This window comes from Flavobacterium suzhouense (genome assembly GCF_042684765.1).
In the GTDB taxonomy this organism is placed as follows: Bacteria; Bacteroidota; Bacteroidia; order Flavobacteriales; family Flavobacteriaceae; genus Flavobacterium; species Flavobacterium suzhouense.
In genome coordinates this window covers 176,515-200,876 of the sequence record NZ_JBHUMD010000024.1, presented here as the reverse complement: position 1 = coordinate 200,876, position 24,362 = coordinate 176,515, and the positions used below count along the sequence as shown (strand labels likewise).

The window sequence follows — 24,362 nt, the reverse complement described above, 5'->3', positions numbered from 1 at the left end:
AAACTTAAGTTAAATCCTACATTTTAAGAGTGTTTAAAAATCCGGAAATATATATTTGCGACCAATAAACAATTAAAAAATATTTTATGAAAAATCCATTGATTTATGTGTTTGCGGTAATTATGTCGGCAGTATCGCTAACCTCATGTTCAGATGATGATGACAAAAAACCGGTATCATCTTCAAGAGAAATTAAGTATGAAGTAACAGGTTCGACAACTGCTACAGACATGAGCGCAACCTATACCGCTAATGGTGGAGGTACATCTGTAGATATTACTTCTCTGCCATGGACATATACTTATACTGCAGACACCGACACTTATGCAGGTGGCTTTAACTTTTCGGCAATAGATGCACAACCCGGAGATAAAGTAACCCTTAACGTTTATCAGGGTGAAACAAAACTAAAATCTATAGATGCTACTGCAGACTCAGACGGTATTATAGTTGCTACGGTTTCGGCAACATTTAATTAGAAGAAAGCTATATATAGAAAAAAACGCGTTTAAGATATCTTAAACGCGTTTTTTTTATTCTAATCCTTTCCACCATTCGGCAAAAGTCTCCTCTTTATCAAAGTTTACCTTTTGTCCAATCATCGGTGTAATCAGGGGCATATTTTGCTTTTTAGCTTCAGCTGTTACCCTTAAAATCGGCTCATCCCAATCGTGCAATGCCAGCGAGAACTTAGCCCAGTGCACCGGCATTAATTTTTTCGCCTTTAGTTCCTGCGCTGCTTTTACGGTTTCCTCCGGCATCATGTGTATGTATTTCCAGTACTCATTATATTGACCACATTCCAGTATTGCCACATCAAAAGGGCCATACTTATCACCTGTAGCCTTAAAATGTGAATCATATCCCGAGTCTCCACCAAGGAATAAATTTTGGGTAGGCGTCTTTAGTACAAAAGATGCCCATATAGCTGTATTGCGTTTAAAGGTACGCCCTGCAAAATGACGACCCGGTGTTACATGCACGGTAAAGCCCTCACCCAGTTCTACCGTTTCATACCAGTCGCGTTCAATTACTGAGTTCATATCAAAGCCCCAACGCTCAAAATGTTCTCCCGTGCCAAGCCCGGTAATAATTTTACTTACTTTTGCTTTAAGCTTCATTACCGTTTCATAATCCAGATGATCCCAGTGGTCATGGGAAATAAATAGAAAATCAATTTTAGGAAAATCATCCGCAGAATACACATCGGCTCCGGCAAAAGCCTTTGTAGTAAAACTTATAGGAGAAGCCGAACCGCTAAATACAGGATCTACCAGTATGGTTTTTCCATCAACCTGAATAAAGTATGATGAGTGACCAAACCAAACAATTATATTCTCTTTAGGATCGAGATGAAGTAAATCCGTTTTCTGTGAAGGCAGTGCCGCCTTTGGTTTACTTCTTTTGCTTTTTCCAAAAAAGAACTTCCACAGTACATTACTCATACTTACTCCTTCGGCCAAATCGGGAGTATGGCTCAGATTCTGAAATTGTCCGTCTTTATAGTTTGGAGAAAGCTCTATTTTCTTTAATCGCTCTCCAGTTGGTTTACGCCCAAATTGGGGCGTTTGCATAAAAAGTATAACTCCGGCAACCAGTAAGGCCAGTATTATTAATAGTGTCATAAATATTTTTTTTATTCTTTTTTTCATCATTCAATAATAGACTGACTAATCACTCTATATAGATTAAAAATTAAGACAGCATTTTCCAAAGCATATCAAAGGAGTCTTTAATTACCTCTTTTTGTTCTTTTTCGTTAAGTTGCGCTTTGCTTAGATATTGGTTAAGCCCAAAAGTGTGGCTGGTAAAAAGAGTCATAATATAATTTACGTCTCTTTTTTTAATAGCCTTATCCTTAATTGCCTTTTCAATCTGCTCACATGTTTTTCCGCTAAGCCTTTCAATTTCTTCTGCCGGTACAAGTGAAGCAAAAGGAGAGCTATGGAATTGCTGAATAAAAAGGAATTCATCGCGATGCTTCAACGACCATAGCATAACCTGTAAATATTGGTTCCTGAAATTCTTTTTGACACTTTTCTCTTTCTCAGAATGGACTTCAACATATTCGGACATCCTGATTTTTATATCAATATAAAGGGATACTATAAGGTCTTCTTTTGTTTTATAATAATGAAAGAGCGTTCCGTTTGCAACGCCGGCCTCTTTAGCAATCTTACTTGTAGGGGTGCCATGAAAGCCATTCTCGGCAAACAGCCTCAAGGCTGCCGAGAGTAAATCTTTACGCTTATCATTTACAGATTGACTAATCACTCTACAAAGATATATTAAAAACCAATATGTAATACATTAAATGTGTAAAAAAGATGAAGCCCTCTTAAAAGAGGGCTTCAAATATTGTTACTATCTTGTTTTAAAGATTCTTGAGATCTTTGATTACCTTAAAGGCAAGGTCTACCTCCTGCTCGCTTACCAAAATAGTAAATTCGTAAGATGTCGAAATTACCTCAGAAATGATGATCCCTTCCCACGCCAAACGTTGAAAAATGTAGTAATAAACACCCGGGGTAGAAATATTCTCTTTTGGCAGTTTGACAGTTATAGAAGCAAGATCTTCTGTACGCTCAATTTGTTTCTCATCAGCAAAAAGCCTGTCTACGACAGCATTCATTGATGAACTTACCACAATATTCGTTTCGTTTACACCTCTTGACGAAGTATAAAAAACTTCAGGATTAGCATTTATGTTAGCAATAAGTTCGGCCTGTTTGGCAAGAATAGTATCAGACACGGCAAAAGTATAATCAGTAAGCGATGAACGAACTGTTATTTCGCCTATAGCTCTTAATACTTTTATGATTTTATGATTTACCCTAAAGTCAAGATCTTCGGACAATCTTTTTAACGACATTACTACAGCACCCTGTTTAACATCTTTACCAAGTTCCTGCTCCAGCTCCGGCATCATGTTTCGCGCCAATGACGTAAGGTTGATAATACCCTGCGACAATGCGCTCAGCAAAAATGGTTTTGTTTTAATGTAGTGTTCTACTACGGATGAGATCGTCTTCATAGCCTAATTAATTGATTATGTTGCAACTTTGGTTGGCAAATATAAAAATAAAACATTTTGTTACAAATATAACAACTCAAAAAAGAACATTTTTTTATAATTCAAATACTTTTTTTTACGAAAACGCAATGAATTAAGCAGATTCAGGGTATTGCGAAAATAACATTTTTTTAGATAAAGTTAACATTTTGATTGTTTTTTTTAATACCGCGAGAAAAAATAACAATCCTGTTTTCTTAAAAATGAAAAAAGGCATCTTCCAGATGCTCGATCTCATATACATTCCCGTTTTTGTAAACCGAAATAATATCAAAACGTACATCAGTATCCAAATCGTTTTCAATTACATATTCATTTACCGCTTTAACCAAAAGCTGGATTTTTTTAGGCTTAACAAAATCCTGAGGCAGTCCAAACTCTAAAGAAGAACGTGTTTTTACCTCAACAACAGCAAGAACATTTCCCTTTTGGGCTATGATATCGATCTCTGCTTTCTGGAAAACATAATTACGCTGTAAAATACTATAACCATTCTTCTGAAGAAATTCGACAGCCTTCTCTTCACCTGTCTTTCCGAGGTCGTTATGCTCTGCCATTAGTCAAAGGTTATTTTAGTTCCTGAAGCTGAAACATCGAGTGTAATTTGTTTTCCAAAAACAAGCGCCCTATTATCCTTAATATGTCCTGCGGGAAAATTAAAACAAATAGGAATGTTATATTCCTTAGTAATATCCTGAACGATTTCTAATGCGTCGTGCCCCCAGGGAATGTCGTTATCCCTCATCTTGGTCATGCCGCCAATTATTATACCTTTTACCTCCTTAAAATAGCCGTTACGCTTCAGGTTCATCATCATACGGTCTATATGATACAGATACTCATCAAGGTCTTCAATAAAAATGATCTTCCCTTTATAATCTGCCTCTGATACCGATCCCATTATACTATAAAGCACCGAAAGGTTCCCACCTATCAATTCACCATGTGCCTTACCTGGCTTATTAAAAACATGTGGCTCAATACTGTATTCAATCTTGCCCCCCATAAGCCCTTTGCGCAGCCCTTCTATGGCTTCAGGTGTAGCTCCTTTCACGCTAATACAGGCAATAGAATGCAGGGTTGCAATATCAAAATTGTTCACATGGCTATGCATCACGGTAAAATCACTAAAACCTACCAGCCACTTGGGATGCTGTTTAAATTTGGTAAAATCGAGCCTGTCAACCATACGCACGGTGCCGTAACCGCCTTTGGCTGTCCAGATTGCTTTTATGTTAGGATTATCAAGCATATTCTGAAAATCCTGGGCACGTTGCCAGTCCTGCCCGGCAAGCTGGTTATTATCAAGCCCAACCGTTTTACCTATCACTACATTAAGACCCCAGCTTTTTAAAAGTTGTATAGCCGGTTCTAATGGAGCCATATCTACTTTTCGGGCTGTAGCCAAAATACCAACCGTATCGCCTTTTTTAAGGTAAGGCGGAATTTTTACAGACATTTGGGCTTGTAATGTTATCGATAAAAGTAAGAGTAATGATAAAAAGATTCTTTGCATTGCTTTTTGGCTATACCACAAATATACACAAAGGTTTCCGAATGGATTTACTCATAAAATAATTCATGGTACTGGTGCAATTCGTGGCGAAATTTTTAAGCCATTATTTCGTACTTTTGCATTTCTAATAAAATGAACCAGATGTTACAAGATCCAAAAAGATATACTGTTACTGCCGCTTTGCCTTATACTAACGGTCCCATACATATAGGCCACCTTGCAGGTGTTTATGTTCCCGGAGATATTTACTCACGTTTCCTGAGGCTTCAGGGTAAAGATGTGGCGTTTATCTGCGGAAGTGATGAGCACGGCGTTGCAATATCTATGAAGGCCAAAAAAGAAGGCATTACGCCACAGGAGGTGATTGACAAATACCACGCTATCATCAAGCAGTCTTTTGAGGATTTTGGAATCTCGTTCGACAACTATTCGCGTACTTCTGCAAAGATTCATCACGAAACAGCATCGGAGTTTTTTAAGAAACTTTACAACGAGGGTAAATTCATAGAAGAAGTTACCGAGCAGTTGTATGACGAAAAAGCGGACCAGTTCCTTGCTGATCGTTTTGTAACCGGTACCTGCCCTAAATGCAGTCACCCGGATGCTTATGGCGACCAGTGCGAAAACTGTGGTACCTCGCTTAATGCTACGGATCTTATCAATCCTAAGTCGACCATAACAGGAACAACACCTGTGCTAAAATCTACAAAACACTGGTTCCTTCCATTGGATCAATATGACACATTCCTTCGCGAATGGATTCTTGAAGGCCATAAAAACGACTGGAAGCCAAATGTATACGGTCAGGTAAAATCATGGTTAGAAGACGGGCTTAAGCCACGTGCGGTAACCCGCGATCTTGACTGGGGTATTCCTGTACCTGTAGAAGGTGCCGAGGGCAAAGTACTTTATGTATGGTTTGATGCGCCTATCGGTTATATCTCGTCGACTAAAGAGTGGGCAGCGCGTGAAGGCAAAGACTGGGAACCTTATTGGAAAAGTGCTGATACTAAACTGGTGCACTTTATCGGGAAAGACAATATTGTTTTCCATTGCGTAATATTCCCTGCGATGCTTAAAGCTGAGGGATCTTATATCATGCCGGACAACGTTCCTGCCAATGAGTTCCTGAACCTTGAGGGCAACAAACTGTCTACTTCCAAAAACTGGGCGGTATGGCTCCACGAATACCTACAGGATTTCCCGGGCCAACAGGATGTATTGCGTTATTCGCTTACGGCAACTGCACCTGAGACTAAAGACAACGATTTTACCTGGAAAGATTTTCAGGCAAGAAACAATAATGAGCTGGTAGCTATCTTCGGTAACTTCATTAACCGTGTCGTAGTACTTACCAATAAATATTACGAAGGTGTAGTGCCTGCACCTAACGCTTACAGCGATGTGGATGAGGCTACACTAACCGAAATGCGCGCCTACCCTGCCGTTATTGCATCGTCTATAGAGCGTTACCGCTTTAGAGAAGCGCTTACCGAACTTATGAACCTTGCCCGCCTTGGTAACAAATACCTGGCAGATGAAGAGCCTTGGAAAGTAATTAAAGAAGATCCGACACGTGTACAAACGCAAATGTATGTGGCTCTGCAAATAGCTGCTGCATTATCGGTACTGTCTGAGCCATTCCTTCCGTTTACGGCTGCCAAGCTTAAAAATATGCTGGCTATAAGCGAAGGGTCATTGAACTGGAACGATATTTCTGTAAAATCAGACCTTCTTGTTGCAGGTAATACAATAGGCCAGGCCGAGTTGCTATTCGCTAAAATAGAAGACGAAACGATACAAAAACAAATAGACCGCCTTGAGGCTACCAAAACAGCCAACAAAGCTGAGAATAAAAAAGCTGAGCCGCAAAAAGACCTTATCCAGTATGACGATTTTGCAAAAATGGATATCCGTACCGGAACCATTTTAGAAGCAGAGAAAATGCCAAAAGCCAACAAACTTCTGGTTTTAAAAGTAGATACTGGTATTGATGTGCGCACTATTGTTTCGGGTATTGCCGAGAGCTTTACACCGGAAGAAGTGGTAGGAAAACGTGTTACTGTATTGGTAAACCTTGCGCCACGTGCCCTTCGCGGTGTGGAAAGCCAGGGTATGATACTTATGACACAAAACGCCGAAGGTAAACTTGTATTCGTTAACCCTGATACTGATGGTGTTGGGAATGGTGAAGTGATTAGTTAATTATACTTTTTTGTAAAACATACGTGGGCTGTATCAAAAATGATACAGCCCTTTTTAATTGTTTAAAAAAGGCGTGACGATGGAATTCATTTACATAAAACTTTTACTACACAACTGTAACATCATCCTAAAATAATCGTCTTATTATTAAACCTTAACCAACATGAAAAAAATTTTACTGCTTACATTATTCTCTTATATGGGCGTAGCCAATGCCCAGGATAGTCGCATACAAAAAATTGACAGCCTTTTTACATCACTTTCAGCTAAACAGGAATTCAATGGTAATGTACTTATCGCCGAAAAAGGAGCTGTAGTTTACAAAAAAAGCTTTGGATTACGCGACGAAGCCAAAAAACTGCCGCTTGATGATAATTCGATTTTTGAACTTGCATCAGTATCAAAACAGTTTACAGCGATGGGTATAGTGCTTTTAGAACAAAAAGGCAAACTAAAATATGATGACCCGATTGCAAAATTTATCCCTGAATTAGATTTTTACAATGGCGTTACCATAAGGCAGTTGCTAAACCATACCGGTGGCTTACCTGACTATATGCAGCTGATAGGTACAAAAGGAGATACCACTAAGATAAACACCAACAAAGACATCATTGCGCTGTTTGCGAAGGAAAAACCCGCAGCAGATTTTACACCGGGCAGTAAGTTTGACTATAGTAATACCGGTTATGCATTGTTAGCCTCAATAATAGAAAAAGCATCAGGAACAACGTATGCTGATTTTTTGGCCGACAATATTTTTAAGCCACTAAAAATGAATAATACTTTTGTATACACCCGTAGGCTTGCACCTAAAAAAATTGACAATTATGCATATGGCTACGTATTTGATGCCAACCATAAAAAAATATTACCTGACAACGACCCCAATAATAACTATGTGATATGCCTTGACGGAATAGTAGGAGACGGTACTGTAAATTCAACTACAACTGACCTGCTGAAATGGGACAGGGCACTATATACCGATAAGCTTGTTTCTAAAAAATCACTTGAACTTGTATTTACACCACCTGTATTGCCTGACAACGAGAAGACAAATTACGGATTTGGCTGGATGGTAAACAAGTCTGATGATTATGGCAAGATCGCAAATCACAGCGGAGGGTGGCCGGGCTATGTTACCTTTATTGAAAGGGAGATGGATAATGACAAGACTATAATAGTATTACAAAACAACGACACGGGATTATCTTTTACGAATAATCTGCGTCGCCTATTATACGGTAAACCACCGGTAATTGTTAAAGACACCCATACAGAAATTACCCTGACAGAAGGCCAACTTAAGTCTTTTGTAGGCGAATACGAACTTCAACCGGGTTTTAACATGGCTATTACATTTGATAATGGACAACTTTACACCCAATTACCCGGCCAGCAAAAATTCCCAATTTTTCCTGAAAGTGAGAATACTTTTTTCCTGAAAGTGGTAAAAGCCCAACTGGTATTTGAAAAAGACGACAAAGGTAGTGTTACTACAGCCATCCTAAAGCAAAATGGCAATGAAATGGCTGCTAAAAAAGTAAAGTAGTTATACTATCGTTGTCTGTTAACAGCCTGATAAACACATGTAAGTCATCCTTTTCAGGATGACTTTTTTATTTTAGAACACAAAAAGAAATCCCTAACTTTATGTAATACAACACTAAACACCACATTATGAACAACAGCACCAAAAACTTCCTCATCTTTATCGCTGTACTTTCATTGTTATTTATACTTGGTGACGTTTTTTTGTGGGTAAACATTACCAATGGCTACAATCCATCACAGTATCAAAGTGCCTACCTTAATCAGTATCCGGAACAGGTTAGAAATCTTAAAGGATTAAGTATACTGCCTATACTCCTGCTGGTATTCGCTTCTTTTATCTTTATCCGCTCTGCCAAAACTAATTTTATCAAGATAACCACGGCTACTATTGCTACAGCATTAGCTTTAATCATTATCTGGAAAATGTTTACGTTGCTTTAAGTGAATCGCTTATCTTAGCGAAATGAAGAAATCTCCCGTTGTATTCTGGATTGCTATATTTTTCGTAGGTTTTATATTAGCCGATTTGTTCCTGTGGTTTGCCATAAGCTCAAAAATAGTGGACACCGAAACCGCCCGTGAAACCTATTTATCCTATTATCCTGAATTTCTTCAAAACGGAAGAGTATTAACTGTGGCATCAATACTTATGCTTACTTTTTCAGGTTATATCTTCCTGAATACTTCAAAAAAGAACGAAAACAAAAAAACAGGATTGATACTTGGACTATTATCTACCCTGTTACTAATGCTTAAAATTTATACGATTACAAGACGTTAATGCTCCCTATCGCCTACCATCCTATTTACAAACATCCGCTACCGGAAGGCCATCGTTTCCCGATGATAAAATACGAACTGCTGCCACAACAGCTGCTACATGAGGGTACGGCAACCCCCTCCGATTTTTACGAACCGGGTCTGCCTGATATGGCAAACATACTGGCAGTACACGACAAGAACTATGTTGACGAACTCCTCAATCTTACACTCGATCCAAGGACTGTGCGAAAAATAGGTTTCCCGCTTTCCGCTGAATTGGTAGAACGCGAATTGCGCATAGCACAGGGAACTATTTGGGGAGTACATCAGGCCATGCAGCACGGCATTGCCTTTAATATTGCAGGTGGCACGCACCATGCCTACAGCGACCGTGGCGAGGCCTTTTGTTTATTGAACGACCAGGCTATTGGCGCACAATACCTCGTCAATAACAAACTGGCAAAAAAGGTTTTGATTGTTGATCTTGATGTACATCAGGGTAATGGTACTGCCGAAATTTTTACCGGTAACGATGCCGTGTTTACCTTCTCGATGCATGGTAAAACCAACTATCCGTTTAAAAAAGAGCTTTCTGATCTTGATATTGCCTTACCTGATAATACCGATGATGAAGCATACCTTTCTATACTCCGGGAAACACTTCCCAAACTGATTGACGAACAAAAGCCTGATTTTATATTTTACCTCAGCGGTGTAGATATACTCACTTCCGACAAACTTGGCAAATTAGGTTGTTCCATAAATGGCTGCAAAGAGCGTGATGAATTTGTGCTTTCGCTTTGCCATAAACTAGGTATACCGGTACAGTGCAGTATGGGTGGCGGTTATAGCCCGGATATTAAGGTTATTATCGAGGCGCATACTAATACGTATAGAGTTGCGAGGGGATTGTATTAATTCTGTTTCTTTTCTTTTGTCTTGAAACAAAAGAAACAAAAATTCAAGGCTTGCACCTGTTTACGCTACAAATCATTCGCTTCGGCTAAAAGATTTGAACTCGCTTCGCTCAAACAGAAAATCTTTCTTAACGCCTCTTCTCATGATTTGCTTAACGCTAAACAGCTGATGCCTTAGCTTCACTCATACTTCAGCAATCATGGCGAGCAAGAGTGTTCCCCTCTTGAGAGGGGTTAGGGGTGTGTTATCAATCACCAGCCCATTTTTCTACTAGTTTTTTGCTCTGTCTATCAAACTTAAAAACGTAGTCTGTCATAAGCCCGTCATTGTATGTTAATGCGATAAGAGTGTCCTGACAAATGAACCTATTACTTGGTTTTCCCCATTCTTCTTTTACAGTTTCAAGATGTATTCCCAACTTTAAATTTTTATAGTTTTCATCATAATTATTACTCCTGACTATATAAAATGTCACTATACTTACTATCAGGAATATAGAAATTATAAAGGTTAATTCCAGTATTTTAAAAATGCGTTTAAAAGTCATCGTTGTTGCTTTTGAATAAAAACTCGTTACTATTATAAATATTGTAACCCAACTCAAGGTTCATAATAAGCGTAAAACTTAATGAGCATAGTGTAATTCATTGTGCTCTTTGTGGTAAAATATACAATTTGAATTCACTTCAACAAATAAAATTAAAAAAGCCCTTTCGCCGGGGGCAGGCGAAAAGGGCTAAAACCTCCTTTTAAAAAAAACCGGTTTTATTTACCTAAAAGCAGCACGTCACTAACAACAACCTCTGTAATGTAGCGTTTTTCGCCATTTTTGTCATCGTAGCTGCGATGCGTCAGCTTGCCCTCTATGGCCAGCTCTTTGCCTTTAGTGACATACTTCTCAATAATCTCGGCGGTCTTTCCCCATGCGGTCACGGTGTGCCACTGGGTATCAGTTATGCGTTCGCCTTTGTCGTTGGTATAGCTCTCATTTGTTGCGAGTACCAAACGTGCCAGTTTTTTTCCGGCTTCAAAAATCTTGATCTCAGGGTCGGCTCCTGCGTTACCTATCAGCTGTACTTTGTTTTTTAATGCGTTCATGGCGTGTAGAAAATTAAATTGTTAATGTTAAATCATTTCCTGCTGTACGAGATTATTTCGTAGTTTCAACATTGCAAAGTTGCGGCAGCCGCCAAAACTTATTCGGTTAGTAACCGCTTAAGGTCGGTTGTAGTTATTTGTAAACGTTTGTAAACGGAAAATTTTATTGTATATTTACACTATATCACGAGATTATGCAGGCAGAGATAAACAAGGTAGAATTACGAAATTTAAGGATAGAAGATTATAAAGAGCTGCGCCTCTCGATGCAGCACGCCTATAAAGATGTCGATTTAGATATGGACGAGCCGTATTGGGCTGAAAAAGATATCAAGCGACTGCTTAAGATATTTCCCGAAGGACAGCTTGTGGTGTTGGTGGATGATAAAGTAGTAGGCTCTGCCCTATCGCTTATAGTAGATCATAAAAAGGCTACTATGAACCATACCTATGAGAAAATTACAGGCAATTATAGTTTTGACACGCACGACTATGATGGTGAGGTATTATATGGTATCGACGTTTTTATAGATCCTGAATACCGTGGCCTGCGCCTGGGCCGTCGACTTTACGAAGCCCGTAAGGAACTTTGCGAACAGCTTAACCTGCGCTCAATCATCTTCGCCGGAAGGATGCCCGGTTATGAAGAGCATGCCGATGAGCTTACTCCTAAGGAATATATAGAAAAAGTACGTCTTAAAGAGATACACGACCCCGTACTGGCATTTCAGCTGAGTAATGATTTCCACGTTATAAAAGTTATGCGCAACTACCTTGAGGGCGACAAGAACTCTCAGGATTATGCTGTGCTTATGGAATGGAACAACATTTACTACGATAAAAGCCCTGTACTTATCAACACCCGTAAGAGTATTATTCGTCTTGGACTTGTACAATGGCAGATGCGTCCGTTAGCTAATGTTGAGGCACTGTTTGAGCAGGCCGAATTTTTTATCGATGCCGTATCGGGTTACGGAAGTGACTTTGCGCTATTCCCGGAACTGTTTATCGCTCCGCTTATGGCCGACTTTAACCACCTGAGCGAAGCCGATGCCATTAGGGAAATTGCACGTTTTAGCGAGCCCATCCGTAAGCGTTTTCAGGAAATGGCGATATCTTATAACATAAACATCATTACCGGAAGTATGCCCATGCTCGAAGATGGTAACCTGTATAATGTAGGTTTCCTTTGCAAACGTGATGGTACTTCTGAGATGTATACCAAAATACACATTACCCCTAACGAGGTAAACTATTGGGGTATGGTAGGCGGTAACGAAATAAAAACCTTTGATACCGATTGCGGAAAAATAGGCATCATGATATGTTATGATGTCGAGTTCCCTGAGCTATCGCGCCTAATGGCCGATGAGGGTATGGAGATACTGTTTGTACCTTTCCTTACCGATACCCAAAACGGCTATACCCGTGTGAGACATTGTGCCCAAGCCCGTGCTATAGAAAATGAATGTTATGTAGCCATTGCCGGATGTGTGGGTAACCTTCCCGGAGTTAATAACATGGATATTCAGTATGCGCAAACGGCTGTATTTACACCGTCGGACTTCTCTTTTCCTTCTAACGGAATTAAGGCTGAGGCTACACCTAATACCGAGATGACAATCATCGTAGACGTTGACCTCGACCTGCTGAAAGAACTGCATGAGTTTGGTAGTGTGCGAATACTTAAAGACCGTCGCCAGGACTTGTACAAGCTTAAAAAGTCTCCCATTGCCAAGTCCGAAACCCCTGCCGAACCTAAAGCGCCAAAAGTTACAACTGCTTCGGCGGCACGAAACGGAAGCTCAACCATGAAAGCAAATTCCGGAGCACCACGAACAAGAACACCTAAAAAGAACTGATAGTTTATGACACGTAATTGTCCTGAATGCGGCGAGAAAATCGTTGGCCGCGAAGACAAGAAATTTTGCAGCGACGCCTGTCGCAATGCCTGGAACAACAAAATAAACAAGGACAGCAACAACTTTATGCGCAACATTAATAACCGTTTGCGCAAGAACAACCGTATACTTAGCGAACTGAATGTAGAAGGCAAAACCAAAACCACTAAATCAAAGCTAATGAGCAAAGGCTTTGACTTTGAATATTTTACCAACCAACTGTATACCAAAACCGGTAACACCTATTTTTTTGTGTATGAGCAGGGCTACATGCCATTGGAAAACGATTATTACATTTTAGTTCGTAAAGATATTTCATAATGCAAATCTCCATTTTAGGGTGCGGATGGCTCGGTTTGCCATTAGCACAATCGCTAATCAACAAAGGTTTTTTGGTTAATGGGTCAACGACCTCAACAGAAAAAACAGAGGTTTTAAAAGCAACGGGAATTCATCCATTTCTCATCAGCCTTTCGGCAAATGGTATCGATGGTGATATGGATTCTTTTCTTCGCGAAAGCGAGATCCTTATCATTGATATTCCACCCAAATTAAGAGGCGAAAACAGCGAAAGCTTTACAGATAAAATAAAGAACCTCATCCCGTATATCGAAGCCGCAGAAATTCAAAAAGTGATGTTTGTGAGTTCTACCGCCGTGTATGCCGACGACATTTCTCATTCTACAGTGACCGAGGATACTACTCCAAATCCTGAGACCGAAAGTGGCAGACAGCTCTTAGAGGCCGAAACACTTTTAGCAAATGCCCGATTCAAAACCACGGTATTGCGCTTTGGAGGTTTAGTGGGTGAAGATCGTCAGCCGGTAAAATACCTTGCCGGAAAAGAAAACCTTGAGAATCCGGATGGGCCTGTAAACCTCATCCATCTAGAGGATTGCATTGGCATTATTCAAAAGATTATTGAAAAGGAAAGCTGGGGCGAAATCTTTAATGGCGTAGCACCTTATCACCCTACCCGCGAAGAACATTATACCAAAAAGGCCGCAGCATTAGGATTAGCTCTTCCGGTATTCAGTCATGAAAAACCATCGTTTGGGAAAACGGTGAGCGGTGATAAAGTTGAAAAAATTTTAGGATATGTTTTTGACGTTTAATAGGGTTTGGAAACCTCTATAAAAAGGTTTGGGGCGGGACTTCTAATTAAAATCCGCGCCCTTCCACCCACACACGTGAAGACCTATTACATTAATAACCAATTTTAGCTGCCTGCAATTATAAATTTAGCTGAGTAAGGTCGACGCAGGCTACTCGTTTTTTGATATCAGAAGTTGGTTTAGGTTATGCTTGCTGATCTCTTTTTTTGTCTCTTAAAGTAAATTAGGGGGCTTAAAAGATTTGCTATTAAACTTGAGACAAAGGAAAAGAATTCGGGATTTTAGATGATGCGGATTTTCCGCAGTTAACAAAATTTTAACGGATTGTTTAGGCCATAAAAAAATCCTGCTCTAAGGCAGGATTTATATATCTAAGTTATAGGTAACCTTGTTTTCGGGCTTCTTCAATTAATGCTTCGTCGTCACCGGTTACATCGAGTATTTTCTTAACCTTGTATTTTCTCTTTTCGATAGCACTATCAGAAAGCGGAATGTATTTACTCAGGTTCTTGGTTCGTATGCCTTTAGAAAGCAACACTATGATTTTGGTATCAATATCATCGAGCATGATACCTTTTTGCTGACGTTTAATATAACTCGAAATCGTAGGCGAATAATATTTCTCGTCATTAAGCACAGCTTCAAAGCATTCGGCTATCTCTTCGGTATTGCAATCGCTTTTATTGATAAAACCTTCAGGATTTACATTGGTAAGTATATTGCTCATGATCTCCACTTCTTTGTGCATGGTCATCATTACAATTTTACAGTCCGGCATTAGCCTTCTTACCTCCACGGCCATATCGTGTCCTGAAAACAATTTCATTTCAGGATATTCGGGTATGCTATAATCTATAACGGCTATATCAAAAGGGATGTCCTTATACTTTTCCAAAACGTCGTAACCCGATTTACAGTCACGTGCTTTTGTAAAAGTAAGGCTCTCAAATTTATTACCTTCAAGCATGTTGAAGATAGAACGGTAACCCTCCAGCACCACCATGTGGTCATCTATTGCCAGGACACTCAAACTCGTTTTCAAACGTCTCCAAATTTTGGTATAAAAGTATACCGAAATTTTGAAATTTCATTACGGAAAACCTCATTTACAGCAATTTAATTTAAAAATAAAAAACCCGCAACGATTGTTACGGGTTTTTGAATTATAATTATCTGTGTATAAGAAATGTTACCAAATCTTCACTCGTTTGTCCGGAGCAATGTACATTCCGTCGCCCGGTTTTATGCTGAAAGTGTCATAAAAAGCATCTACGTTTTGTAGCGGAACATAAGCGCGGTACATTCCCGGTGAATGCGGATCAGTTTTCACCTGATTTTTAATCGCTTCATCTCTTGCTTTAGTTCTCCAAATGGTTGCCCACGAAATAAAGAAACGCTGTTCTGGCGTATAACCATCTATAAGGCCAGGGTTACCATTTTGTTTAAGGTATAACTGAAGACCGTCGTAAGCAGCATTTACACCACCAAGGTCACCAATGTTTTCACCAAGTGTAAACTTACCGTCTACATAAATGCCCGGTAATGGCTGAAGGCCACTATACTGGTCAGCAAGGCTTCCGCCAAGACCTGTAAATTTATCAAGATCCTCATCGCTCCACCAGTTTACAAGGTTACCGTCGGCATTGTAACGTGAGCCTGAATCGTCAAATCCGTGCGATATTTCGTGACCGATAACTGCACCTATACCACCATAGTTTACAGCCTCATCAGCTTTATAATCATAGAATGGCGGCTGAAGAATAGCAGCAGGGAATACAATTTCGTTGTATGACGGGTTAAAATAAGCGTTTACTGTTTGCGGAGACATATGCCACTCTGTTTTGTCAACAGGTTTGTGAAGCTTTTCTATATCTTCCTTAAAACTCCAGCGTGAAGCATTTAGCATGTTTTCAAAAAAGCTTCCGCCTTCAGCAGGACCCTTAATTGTTAATGCCGAATAATCTTTCCACTTGTCAGGATAACCAATTTTTACATTAAGCTTACGCAGTTTATTAATGGCATTCTCTCTGGTTGATTTTGCCATCCATGGCAGGCGGTTAATGCGGTTTTCAAAAGCCAGCATTACGTTTTTAATCATCGCTTCGGCTTTAGCTTTAGCCTCAGGTGGGAATTTCTTCTCTACATAAAGCTTACCTAATGCCTCGCCCACAGTACCGTTTACTGTTTGAAGCGCATTTTTATCGCGGGTTTCCTCTTTAATGGCACCTCTAAGTGTTTTACTGTAAAACTCCCAGTTAGCCGTTTCAATTTGCGTAGAAAGCTCATTTGATGAATGATTAATAAGCGTCCATCTCATGTATGCTTTCCAGTCTTCTACTTTGCCTGCCTGAAGTATCTCCTGAAGCGCAGACATATATTTAGGCTGTGATACATTTATAACCTCATCTGACTTTAACGAAAGTCCAAGGCTTGTAAAATAAGCATTCCAGTTTATGGCAGGAGTAAGTTTTTGCAGTTCGGCAACCGTCATAGGGTTGTAGGTCTTTCTGCTATCGCGACGTTCTACCCTGTCCAGCCTTGGCGTTGCCATAGCTGTTTCAAGAGCAAGTACCGTTTTAGCCTGAGCCTGAGCATCGGCATTTTTAACGCCAAGGTACTGTAGCATCCTTGCTACGTGAGCAACATATTTTTCGCGTTTCTCTTTCGAGTCCGCATCGTCTGAAACATAATAGTCCCTGTCCGGTAAACCAAGGCTTCCCGGGCCTAAATAAACAATATTCCTGTTACTGTCTTTAGCGTCTGAGCCCACGCCCATACCAAAGAATCCAAGACCTCCTACCGGCTCCATTTCTATCAGAAGCTTTTCAAGATCTTTTACGTTTTTAACCGCATTTATTTTTGCCAGATATGGCTTTAAAGGAGCTACCCCTGCCTTGTTACGGGCAACAGTATCCATAATGGTTTTGTAAAGGTTTGCTGCCTTACCCTGATCTGATGATGATTTCAGGCTTTTATTAGCTGCTGCTTCCTTAAGTATCGCAAGAGCATCGTTGTTGGTGTTTTCACGAAGCTCATCAAAACTTCCCCAACGTGTCTTGTCAGAAGGAATTTGTGTATTATCCAGCCAGGTACCGTTAACGTATCTGAAGAAATCGTCCTGAGGCTTTACTTTCTTATCCATATAAGAAAGATTAATCCCCGGTTTTTGTTGGGCTGTGCTCGCTGTTTGAGCAGTACCAACTGTACCCATGGCCATAGCGGCAATGACACATTTTGCAGTGAAGGTTAATTTCATATGTTGTTTTTTTGATTCAAGTGCCTACAAAAATAAAAAGTTACCCCTAATGACTGATGGTAAATCTGTTAAAAATGCAGAAAATGAGTTTTAAGTCACGTCTAAATCGCATTATTATGTGTTTTATAGTGCGCTGTTGCTTAATTTTGCAAAAATTTATTTTTACATGGTCCAGTTCTTAAAAAAATACAGGCTCTTCCTGATAGTACTTGCCCTGCTTTCGGTTGTGATACTTTTCCTTTTTAACAGTGCACTTACGCCAAGAAAACATCTGAAGGTATATAGTCCTGCCGATGTAAATCCGGAACTTGTAGACAGCACCGTGCAGTATATTGCACGCGATCATAAAATTGCAGATTTTGCCTTTACCAATCAAAACGGAAAAACCATTACCCAAAACGACTACAAAGGAAAAATATATGTAGCCGATTTCTTTTTTACCACCTGCCCTACCATTTGCCCGAAAATGACTGACAATATGAGCTGGCTGCAGGAACAAATAAAGAACATGCCCGAAGTAATGCTGCTTTCACACTCGGTAACACCCGATATTGACACTCCTGAAGTACTGAAAGAGTATGCCCATAAAAAAGGTGTTATAGACAGCAAATGGAACCTGGTTACAGGAAAAAAACAAGACATTTATTATATAGCCCGCAAATCATACCTTGCCGTTAAAACGACTGACTCGAGCGAACTGTATGATATGGTTCATACCGAGAATTTTATACTGGTTGATAAAGAAGGCCGCATACGCGGATTTTATAACGGCACTAACCTTGACAAAGACGTAAAAGGCGAAAAAAATGTTAAACAACTTTTAGAGGACATAAAATGGCTTGCAGCCAATGAAAAGTAGGACGTTTTAAATTTTAATCGCTACTTTTGCAATCTAAATTCATTCTAAATAAAAGTGAAAGCCACTCTTGCAGAACTTAAAAAAGGACAAACGGCCATTATTACTGAACTTAATATTGATGCTGTACCACTAAAGCTTCTTGAAATGGGATGCCTTCCCGGCAATACTGTGGAACTTTTACAGGTTGCCCCAATGGGCGATCCAATTTATATCAACGTCAACGAAAGCCATGTCGCCATCAGGATGGAGACTGCCGCCCAAATAGAGGTTGATATTTTAACTGACTCTCATTAATGGCTCCCCACAATCTACTGAACATAAAAATTGCATTAATTGGTAACCCAAATACCGGTAAGACCTCTGTTTTTAATCAGCTGACAGGTCTTAACCAACAGGTAGGCAACTATCCGGGTATAACAGTGGAGCGCAAAACAGGTTCGTGCAAGCTGCCAAACGGCACTAAAGGAACCATTATGGATTTGCCGGGCACCTACAGCCTTAATGCCAGTTCTATGGATGAGAATGTGGTTATCGAACTCCTTCTTAATAAAAACGATAAAGATTATCCCGATGTAGCCGTTGTGGTTACCGATGTAGAGAACTTAAAAAGAAACTTGCTTCTTTTTACCCAGATAAAAGACCTTGAACTGCCTACCATACTTGTTATCAACATGAGCGACAGGATGGAGCATAAAGGTATTTCTCTAGACATCCCTTATCTTGAAGAGCATCTTAAAACCAAAATTGCTTTGGTTAGCTCCCGTAAAGGCAAAGGCATAGACCAGATAAAAGAACTTATCGTTAATTATGGTAGTCTGCCTACGGAACCCTGCCTGAATGCATCGAGTATAGATCCTGACTACTTTAACGGCCTGCGCAATGCTTTCCCAAATCAGTTGTTGTATAAGCTTTGGCTTGTTATTACACAAGATGTGAATTTTGGACAGCTTGAACGTAAGGAAATTGAAAGCAACAGCTCTTTTGCCAAAAACAAGCCGGAGCTTAAGCGCATGCAGCAAAAGGAAACGATTAAGCGTTACCAGTTTATAAACGATGTACTAAAAGTAGGCCAGACCATAGACAACTCTAAAGCGAAAGACCTGCGCGCTAAACTCGACAGGGTACTTACGCATAAGGTTTTTGGCTATGTGATATTCCTTGGCATACTAATGCTCATATTCCAGTCGATATTTACCTGGTCGAGCATACCTATGGATCTTATTGATGAAGGCTTTGCATGGCTGGCATCATATACCGAATCTACTATGCCTCCCGGCAAACTTACCGATCTTATCACTCAGGGAATCATACCGGGCATTGGTGGTGTGGTGATATTTATTCCTCAAATCGCTTTTTTATTTCTCTTTATATCCATCCTCGAAGAAAGCGGTTATATGAGCCGTGTAGTATTCCTTATGGACAAGGTTATGAAACCCTTCGGCCTTAGTGGCAAGAGCGTGGTTCCGCTTATTTCGGGAACGGCTTGTGCCATTCCGGCAATTATGGCAGCACGTAATATAGAGAACTGGCGCGAAAGGCTTATTACCATACTGGTTACACCCTTTACCACCTGTTCGGCAAGGCTTCCTGTATATACCATCCTTATATCACTTGTTATTCCTGATAGAGTTGTTGCGGGTGTCTTTAACCTGCAGGGACTTACACTTATGCTATTATACCTTTTAGGTTTTAGCGGGGCATTACTATCGGCATGGATATTAAACAAAATACTAAAGCTGAAACACAAGAGCTTTTTTGTGGCAGAAATGCCTAACTACAAGCTTCCGCTATTTAAGAACGTAGGGCTTAACGTACTCGAAAAAACCAAAGCTTTTGTTGCCGGAGCTGGAAAAATAATATTAGCGTTATCTATCATTATTTGGTTTTTAGGGTCACATGGCCCGGGTGAGGCATTTGCCAATGCTGAAGAAATCATTTCGCACCAGCCGGAAAACAAAACCCTGCCACAGGCGGAACTTAACGACAAAATAGCTTCTTACCAACTCGAAAACTCATACATAGGTATCATCGGAAAATCGATAGAACCTGTGATACGCCCATTAGGTTACGACTGGAAAATAGGCATTGCTATAGTATCATCTTTCGCTGCGCGTGAGGTGTTTGTAGGAACCCTCGCCACTATTTACAACATAGGAAGCAGCGCCGAAGAGGAAGTAACCATTAAGCAACGTATGAATGCCGAGATTAACCCTATAACCGGTCAAAAAGTATTTAATTTTGCTACCGGGGCATCATTATTGCTGTTCTATGCTTTTGCAATGCAATGCATCAGTACGCTGGCTATTACCAAAAAGGAAACCAACTCCTGGAAGTGGCCAATGATACAGCTTATAAGCATGAGCGGTTTTGCTTATGTGGTATCGCTTATTGCATACCAATTCTTAAAATAAGAGTATGGACACACAAAGTATAATAGTATACATTATCGTGGCAGGCGCTGTGGCTTTCCTGATAAAAAAGTACTTTTTTAAAAAGAGAAAAAAGGGCGATTGCGGTCCTGACTGTGGGTGCAGTTAATATTGATCTTTTGCATATATTGCACTGACCATTAACCAACTCCATGAAACGAATTGCAATATATTGTCTTTGCCTGTGCTTTTTACCATTCACGGCAATTGCCCAAAACAAACTCGACAAGTCTAAGAAAGAACTCTCCGAAAAAAAACAAAGCAGCAATAATTCACGAACCTCATCTTCATCTTCTTCATCTTTCGATAGTGACGAAGACACTGGAGAACTCGCAGAAGCTGCGCTGTTTGTGTTTCAATATACTGTGGGTGCGGCTTGGGTAGGCCTTGTCGGCCAATATGAAAACGAAGACCACCTGCATAATGCGTTAACGAAGCATCCTTATTATTTTCAAGCCCATGGCAATTATTTTAATGATGAAATTATAGATACACCAGCCACAGGTTTCAGGATAGATCTTAAAGACAAATTCATTTATAGTAACAGTTCACTGTTTGGCAATCACCTTGATGCCAAAATAAGACCATCACGCTACTTTTACCTAAAGGCCGATTACTACCAGCTTTTAGAGATGCCTTTGCAGGATGACACCAACAACCTATCGCTGTTCTACTTTAACTTTGCCTATGATCGTATCCGTTTCGAGCGTTTTAACCTTGGATGGACACTCGGCGCTTCTTATGTAGGCAGCGGTGTAGATAAAGGTGGCTTTTCCTATGGGCTTAATGCCGAATATTTCCTGAACAAACCACTCAGCTTTTCGGCGGCAGCCAAATGGTCGCATATTAATGGGTATCCTGTAAATGCCTATGAAGCCGAAGCAAGTGTACACCGTAAAAACATGTTTATTACCCTGGGTGTAGAACACCTTAAAATAGCTAGCCCAACGTATACCTTTGCAACTGTAGGTGCCGGTATTTATTTTTAAGCTTAAAACTAATCCTTAACGATAAGTACAGGTATGGTTACTTTATGCCTAACGGCATCAACCGTAGTGCCCAGTATAAGGTCTTTTATCCAGTTGTGCCCGTGAGCACCCAATATAAGGATATCAAAATTACCTGCGTTATTTACAATAAGCGGAATTTGTTTTTTAGGACTACCAAAGCTTAATTGTGTAGTAACATTATAGCCTTTCTCTTCCAGCGCTTTTTTATAATCATCCAGATACTTCATATCCGATGCCGTTTCAAAATCGCTTGCCTGGTCTCCGTGTAGCATAGCGCCTACGGTCTCAACCACATGTATAAGTGTATAATTAGCATTCTTGCCTCCCATTTGCATGGCACTGCCAATGCTTTTTACATCGGTTTTAGAGAAATCGAGTGCAACCGCTATATTGTTATATACCTTGGTACCCGATTGTTCCTGAACAATAACTGCCTCGATGTGCGGAACGTGCGGAACATGTGCCCTGCTCTTCCTTACAAACGGATTGATAATAATATACAGTAATATTACAGTTGCCGCAACTGCTACAGGCACTACAAATACCCAGATGTAAACCGGATTCTCAGCTTCAGTAATCCAGCCTTTAATTTCATCATACACCAATTTGGCATTAAGCGACACAATAACAAGTGCAATGGCCCACGACGCTATCTTTGTCCATCTTCCAATGGCAAATTCGTTCATTTTAGATTTATCACTCACAAAATGGATAAGCGGAATAATAGCAAAGCCTAACTGCAAACTCAGCACCACCTGACTGAACACCAATAGCTTTCCGGTAGACTCTTCTCCAAAATAAAGTATCGTAAAAAAAGCTGGAGCTATGGCGATGAGACGTGTAATGATACGGCGTACCCACGGCTGAATACGCAGGTTAAGATACCCTTCCATCACAATCTGTCCGGCAAGGGTTCCGGTAATGGTAGAACTTTGCCCGGCAGCAATAAGCGCCAGCGCAAAAAGTGTTGAAGCCCACCCCGAACCGAGCATAGGCGCTAATAGTTGGTGTGCATCCTGAATGTCGGCTACATCATGCCTGCCGGCAGTATAAAAGGTGGCAGCAGCCAATATCAATATCGCGGCATTTACAAAAAAGGCCATATTTAGTGCAATGATAGAATCGATAAGATTATAACGTATGGCTTGTTTAATACCCTTAAAAGTACGATCAAATTTCCGGGTCTGAACCAGTGACGAATGCAAATACAGATTATGTGGCATTACCGTTGCCCCAATAATACCAATAGCAATATACAAAGCAGCATCACTTGGTATCGATGGTATCAGCCCCTTGGCGACCTCGGCCATATCGGGCTTAGCGAAGAACATTTCGGCAAGGAAAGAAAGGCCAATAATAGCTATAAGCCCAATGATGAAAGCTTCCATTTTCTTGATGCCCTTATTCATAAGGAAAAGCAGGAGGAAAGTATCCAGCATGGTAATACCTACCCCCCACAATAATGGAAGATCGAACAACAATTTAAGCCCGATGGCCATACCCAGCACCTCAGCAAGGTCGCACGCAGCAATGGCAATTTCAGCAAGGACATATAAAAAGTAATTAATCCCCTTAGAATAGGTTTCACGCGAAGCCTGTGCCAAATCCCTGCGGCTCACTATACCCAAACGGGCACTAAGACTTTGCAGCAGCAAGGCCATAATATTACTCATTAGCAACACCCAAAGCAGCGAATAGCCAAACTGGCTACCTCCGGCAATATCGGTAGCCCAGTTACCCGGATCCATATAGCCAACGCTGATCATATAAGCAGGGCCAAAAAAGGCCAGAACCTTTTTCCATACCGAGGTATGCTGCCCTACAGCAACCGACTCGTGTACCTCTTCAAGCGAATGACTGTTGCGGTGCTCCATACTAAATAGTTTTTACAAAAAGATTAGCTGCTATTTTATTGGACACTGTTACCTGTTTGTCACCCAACTTAAGCGTTAACGACATATCAAAATCTTCTTTGCTCATAACTTCTATGGTCGACCCTAAAGCTATTTGCTGTTTGTCAAGATATTGCAAAAATGCCGACGAGCTGTCTTTTACACCTACGCATATCACTTTTTTACCCGCAGCAATTTCGCTAAGCAGTTTTTTGTCAACTTTTGCAATTTTTCCGTTCCGGTCAGGGATTGGGTCGCCGTGCGGATCTTCGGTAGGGAAATCAAGAAACTCTTCGAGCTTATTAATAAGTTTATCGCTCTTAATGTGCTCCAGTTGTTCGGCAACATCGTGCACTTCATCCCATGAAAAATCGAGTTTTTCCAGAAGAAAAACCTCCCAAAGGCGGTGCTTGCGCACAATCATTAGTGCTGTAAAACGGCCCTCATCGGTAAGTGAAACACCCTGATATTTTTTATAAACCACCAAACCTTTATCAGCCAGCTTTTGCACCATATCGGTAACCGATGACGGCTTGCTCTCCATTTGGCTTGCAATGGCATTAGTAGTTATACCCTTTGCCTGGTTAAGCGACAAATGGTATATTATTTTTAGGTAGTTTTCTTCAGAGTAGGTCATTCTCACTGTGCATTATACCAACAAATATACTATAATTTGGTTGGTTTAAAAACTTTTTTAGGCAAGACTAAATAATTTGACGTTCTGTCAGTTTTTAACCTATCTGTAACAAAAAAGTTTGCTGTTATGGGTTT

Annotated in this window: 24 protein-coding genes; 14 read left to right on the top strand and 10 right to left on the bottom strand. The window is 40.3% G+C overall.

Annotation, left to right across the window (positions count from 1 at the left end; all coding sequences use genetic code 11):
* Nucleotides 1–86: 86 nt before the first annotated feature.
* Nucleotides 87–479, top strand: coding sequence for a hypothetical protein (locus ACFSR3_RS10415; protein WP_379820909.1), 393 nt, complete (start codon nucleotides 87–89; stop codon nucleotides 477–479).
* 54 nt (nucleotides 480–533) lie between these two features.
* Here the strand turns inward: ACFSR3_RS10415 and ACFSR3_RS10410 are convergent, their stop codons facing one another.
* From ACFSR3_RS10410 to ACFSR3_RS10390, 5 genes are all read right to left on the bottom strand, one after another.
* Nucleotides 534–1,625, bottom strand: a complete 1,092-nt coding sequence (locus ACFSR3_RS10410) for an MBL fold metallo-hydrolase (RefSeq protein ID WP_379820908.1) — start codon at nucleotides 1,623–1,625, stop codon at nucleotides 534–536.
* Nucleotides 1,626–1,695: 70 nt separating this feature from the next.
* Nucleotides 1,696–2,274 carry a TetR/AcrR family transcriptional regulator gene (locus ACFSR3_RS10405; protein WP_379820907.1) on the bottom strand — a complete coding sequence of 193 codons (579 nt, stop codon included), beginning with the start codon at nucleotides 2,272–2,274 and terminating at the stop codon, nucleotides 1,696–1,698.
* A 100-nt stretch (nucleotides 2,275–2,374) separates the two neighbouring features.
* Nucleotides 2,375–3,034 (bottom strand): aspartate kinase, encoded by a 660-nt coding sequence (locus tag ACFSR3_RS10400; protein WP_114758446.1) that lies wholly within the window; start codon nucleotides 3,032–3,034, stop codon nucleotides 2,375–2,377.
* Nucleotides 3,035–3,270: 236 nt separating this feature from the next.
* The gene (locus ACFSR3_RS10395) at nucleotides 3,271–3,630 is read right to left on the bottom strand and encodes a YraN family protein (RefSeq protein ID WP_379820906.1); all 360 of its coding nucleotides are present in this window, start codon (nucleotides 3,628–3,630) and stop codon (nucleotides 3,271–3,273) included.
* Nucleotides 3,630–4,532 carry a S66 peptidase family protein gene (locus tag ACFSR3_RS10390; protein ID WP_379820905.1) on the bottom strand — a complete coding sequence of 301 codons (903 nt, stop codon included), beginning with the start codon at nucleotides 4,530–4,532 and terminating at the stop codon, nucleotides 3,630–3,632. Before ACFSR3_RS10390 ends, ACFSR3_RS10395 begins: the two co-directional genes overlap by 1 nt.
* Nucleotides 4,533–4,730: 198 nt before the next feature.
* On the opposite strand from ACFSR3_RS10390, the gene metG reads away from it, so the two are divergent.
* The 5 genes from metG (at nucleotide 4,731) to ACFSR3_RS10365 (ending at nucleotide 10,031) form a co-directional block, all read left to right on the top strand.
* Nucleotides 4,731–6,794, top strand: a complete 2,064-nt coding sequence (gene metG / locus ACFSR3_RS10385) for a methionine--tRNA ligase (protein ID WP_379820904.1) — start codon at nucleotides 4,731–4,733, stop codon at nucleotides 6,792–6,794.
* Nucleotides 6,795–6,957: 163 nt separating this feature from the next.
* Nucleotides 6,958–8,349: a serine hydrolase gene (locus ACFSR3_RS10380; protein ID WP_379820903.1), complete on the top strand. Its 1,392-nt coding sequence runs from the start codon at nucleotides 6,958–6,960 to the stop codon at nucleotides 8,347–8,349.
* Between the two features lie 128 nt (nucleotides 8,350–8,477).
* Nucleotides 8,478–8,792, top strand: coding sequence for a hypothetical protein (locus ACFSR3_RS10375; RefSeq protein WP_379820902.1), 315 nt, complete (start codon nucleotides 8,478–8,480; stop codon nucleotides 8,790–8,792).
* A gap of 22 nt (nucleotides 8,793–8,814) precedes the next feature.
* Complete coding sequence (locus tag ACFSR3_RS10370) at nucleotides 8,815–9,132, top strand: hypothetical protein (protein WP_379820901.1); 318 nt, start codon at nucleotides 8,815–8,817, stop codon at nucleotides 9,130–9,132.
* Nucleotides 9,132–10,031 carry a histone deacetylase family protein gene (locus ACFSR3_RS10365; RefSeq protein WP_379820900.1) on the top strand — a complete coding sequence of 300 codons (900 nt, stop codon included), beginning with the start codon at nucleotides 9,132–9,134 and terminating at the stop codon, nucleotides 10,029–10,031. Before ACFSR3_RS10370 ends, ACFSR3_RS10365 begins: the two co-directional genes overlap by 1 nt.
* A 765-nt stretch (nucleotides 10,032–10,796) precedes the next feature.
* Here ACFSR3_RS10365 and ACFSR3_RS10360 read toward each other — a convergent pair.
* A complete protein-coding gene (locus tag ACFSR3_RS10360) occupies nucleotides 10,797–11,129 on the bottom strand; it encodes a single-stranded DNA-binding protein (protein ID WP_114758438.1) in 333 nt (110 codons plus the stop codon).
* A gap of 194 nt (nucleotides 11,130–11,323) precedes the next feature.
* Here ACFSR3_RS10360 and ACFSR3_RS10355 point away from each other — a divergent pair, with 194 nt between their 5' ends.
* From ACFSR3_RS10355 to ACFSR3_RS10345, 3 genes are read left to right on the top strand one after another with little or no spacing between them, the layout of a single operon-like run.
* On the top strand, nucleotides 11,324–12,991 hold the full coding sequence (locus ACFSR3_RS10355; protein ID WP_379820899.1) for a bifunctional GNAT family N-acetyltransferase/carbon-nitrogen hydrolase family protein: 1,668 nt from the start codon (nucleotides 11,324–11,326) through the stop codon (nucleotides 12,989–12,991).
* Between the two features lie 6 nt (nucleotides 12,992–12,997).
* Nucleotides 12,998–13,351, top strand: coding sequence for a hypothetical protein (locus ACFSR3_RS10350; RefSeq protein WP_379820898.1), 354 nt, complete (start codon nucleotides 12,998–13,000; stop codon nucleotides 13,349–13,351).
* The gene (locus tag ACFSR3_RS10345) at nucleotides 13,351–14,145 is read left to right on the top strand and encodes an SDR family oxidoreductase (RefSeq protein ID WP_379820897.1); all 795 of its coding nucleotides are present in this window, start codon (nucleotides 13,351–13,353) and stop codon (nucleotides 14,143–14,145) included. The genes ACFSR3_RS10350 and ACFSR3_RS10345 overlap by 1 nt, the downstream gene beginning before the upstream one ends.
* 376 nt (nucleotides 14,146–14,521) lie before the next feature.
* Here ACFSR3_RS10345 and ACFSR3_RS10340 read toward each other — a convergent pair whose 3' ends face one another.
* The gene (locus ACFSR3_RS10340; protein ID WP_379820896.1) at nucleotides 14,522–15,187 is read right to left on the bottom strand and encodes a response regulator; all 666 of its coding nucleotides are present in this window, start codon (nucleotides 15,185–15,187) and stop codon (nucleotides 14,522–14,524) included.
* Between the two features lie 147 nt (nucleotides 15,188–15,334).
* The gene (locus tag ACFSR3_RS10335) at nucleotides 15,335–17,401 is read right to left on the bottom strand and encodes a M13 family metallopeptidase (protein ID WP_379820895.1); all 2,067 of its coding nucleotides are present in this window, start codon (nucleotides 17,399–17,401) and stop codon (nucleotides 15,335–15,337) included.
* A 166-nt stretch (nucleotides 17,402–17,567) separates the two neighbouring features.
* On the opposite strand from ACFSR3_RS10335, the gene ACFSR3_RS10330 reads away from it, so the two are divergent.
* Genes ACFSR3_RS10330 through ACFSR3_RS10310 form a run of 5 tightly spaced genes read left to right on the top strand, consistent with a single transcriptional unit; the run spans nucleotide 17,568 to nucleotide 21,678 of the window.
* The gene (locus ACFSR3_RS10330; protein ID WP_379820894.1) at nucleotides 17,568–18,260 is read left to right on the top strand and encodes an SCO family protein; all 693 of its coding nucleotides are present in this window, start codon (nucleotides 17,568–17,570) and stop codon (nucleotides 18,258–18,260) included.
* A gap of 54 nt (nucleotides 18,261–18,314) precedes the next feature.
* Nucleotides 18,315–18,554 (top strand): FeoA family protein, encoded by a 240-nt coding sequence (locus ACFSR3_RS10325; protein WP_379820893.1) that lies wholly within the window; start codon nucleotides 18,315–18,317, stop codon nucleotides 18,552–18,554.
* Nucleotides 18,554–20,671, top strand: a complete 2,118-nt coding sequence (gene feoB, locus ACFSR3_RS10320) for a ferrous iron transport protein B (RefSeq protein WP_379820892.1) — start codon at nucleotides 18,554–18,556, stop codon at nucleotides 20,669–20,671. The genes ACFSR3_RS10325 and feoB overlap by 1 nt, the downstream gene beginning before the upstream one ends.
* Nucleotides 20,672–20,675: 4 nt before the next feature.
* A complete protein-coding gene (locus tag ACFSR3_RS10315; protein WP_379820891.1) occupies nucleotides 20,676–20,798 on the top strand; it encodes a FeoB-associated Cys-rich membrane protein in 123 nt (40 codons plus the stop codon).
* Nucleotides 20,799–20,841: 43 nt separating this feature from the next.
* Nucleotides 20,842–21,678 (top strand): hypothetical protein, encoded by an 837-nt coding sequence (locus ACFSR3_RS10310; RefSeq protein ID WP_379820890.1) that lies wholly within the window; start codon nucleotides 20,842–20,844, stop codon nucleotides 21,676–21,678.
* Between the two features lie 8 nt (nucleotides 21,679–21,686).
* Here ACFSR3_RS10310 and ACFSR3_RS10305 read toward each other — a convergent pair whose 3' ends face one another.
* Both ACFSR3_RS10305 and ACFSR3_RS10300 read right to left on the bottom strand, forming a co-directional pair.
* A complete protein-coding gene (locus tag ACFSR3_RS10305) occupies nucleotides 21,687–23,573 on the bottom strand; it encodes an Nramp family divalent metal transporter (protein WP_379820889.1) in 1,887 nt (628 codons plus the stop codon).
* 1 nt (nucleotide 23,574) lies between these two features.
* Nucleotides 23,575–24,228, bottom strand: a complete 654-nt coding sequence (locus ACFSR3_RS10300) for a metal-dependent transcriptional regulator (RefSeq protein WP_114758426.1) — start codon at nucleotides 24,226–24,228, stop codon at nucleotides 23,575–23,577.
* Nucleotides 24,229–24,362 lie beyond the last annotated feature (134 nt).

Bases quoted from the DNA above. Each gene is read 5' to 3' on its own strand.
- ACFSR3_RS10415 (WP_379820909.1), top strand. From the start codon at position 87: ATGAAAAATCCATTGATTTATGTGTTTGCGGTAATTATGTCGGCAGTA.
- ACFSR3_RS10410 (WP_379820908.1), bottom strand. From the start codon at position 1,625: ATGACACTATTAATAATACTGGCCTTACTGGTTGCCGGAGTTATACTT.
- ACFSR3_RS10400 (WP_114758446.1), bottom strand. From the start codon at position 3,034: ATGAAGACGATCTCATCCGTAGTAGAACACTACATTAAAACAAAACCA.
- ACFSR3_RS10395 (WP_379820906.1), bottom strand. From the start codon at position 3,630: ATGGCAGAGCATAACGACCTCGGAAAGACAGGTGAAGAGAAGGCTGTC.
- ACFSR3_RS10390 (WP_379820905.1), bottom strand. From the start codon at position 4,532: ATGTCTGTAAAAATTCCGCCTTACCTTAAAAAAGGCGATACGGTTGGT.
- metG (WP_379820904.1), top strand. From the start codon at position 4,731: ATGTTACAAGATCCAAAAAGATATACTGTTACTGCCGCTTTGCCTTAT.
- ACFSR3_RS10380 (WP_379820903.1), top strand. From the start codon at position 6,958: ATGAAAAAAATTTTACTGCTTACATTATTCTCTTATATGGGCGTAGCC.
- ACFSR3_RS10375 (WP_379820902.1), top strand. From the start codon at position 8,478: ATGAACAACAGCACCAAAAACTTCCTCATCTTTATCGCTGTACTTTCA.
- ACFSR3_RS10370 (WP_379820901.1), top strand. From the start codon at position 8,815: ATGAAGAAATCTCCCGTTGTATTCTGGATTGCTATATTTTTCGTAGGT.
- ACFSR3_RS10365 (WP_379820900.1), top strand. From the start codon at position 9,132: ATGCTCCCTATCGCCTACCATCCTATTTACAAACATCCGCTACCGGAA.
- ACFSR3_RS10360 (WP_114758438.1), bottom strand. From the start codon at position 11,129: ATGAACGCATTAAAAAACAAAGTACAGCTGATAGGTAACGCAGGAGCC.
- ACFSR3_RS10355 (WP_379820899.1), top strand. From the start codon at position 11,324: ATGCAGGCAGAGATAAACAAGGTAGAATTACGAAATTTAAGGATAGAA.
- ACFSR3_RS10350 (WP_379820898.1), top strand. From the start codon at position 12,998: ATGACACGTAATTGTCCTGAATGCGGCGAGAAAATCGTTGGCCGCGAA.
- ACFSR3_RS10345 (WP_379820897.1), top strand. From the start codon at position 13,351: ATGCAAATCTCCATTTTAGGGTGCGGATGGCTCGGTTTGCCATTAGCA.
- ACFSR3_RS10335 (WP_379820895.1), bottom strand. From the start codon at position 17,401: ATGAAATTAACCTTCACTGCAAAATGTGTCATTGCCGCTATGGCCATG.
- ACFSR3_RS10330 (WP_379820894.1), top strand. From the start codon at position 17,568: ATGGTCCAGTTCTTAAAAAAATACAGGCTCTTCCTGATAGTACTTGCC.
- feoB (WP_379820892.1), top strand. From the start codon at position 18,554: ATGGCTCCCCACAATCTACTGAACATAAAAATTGCATTAATTGGTAAC.
- ACFSR3_RS10315 (WP_379820891.1), top strand. From the start codon at position 20,676: ATGGACACACAAAGTATAATAGTATACATTATCGTGGCAGGCGCTGTG.
- ACFSR3_RS10310 (WP_379820890.1), top strand. From the start codon at position 20,842: ATGAAACGAATTGCAATATATTGTCTTTGCCTGTGCTTTTTACCATTC.
- ACFSR3_RS10305 (WP_379820889.1), bottom strand. From the start codon at position 23,573: ATGGAGCACCGCAACAGTCATTCGCTTGAAGAGGTACACGAGTCGGTT.
- ACFSR3_RS10300 (WP_114758426.1), bottom strand. From the start codon at position 24,228: ATGACCTACTCTGAAGAAAACTACCTAAAAATAATATACCATTTGTCG.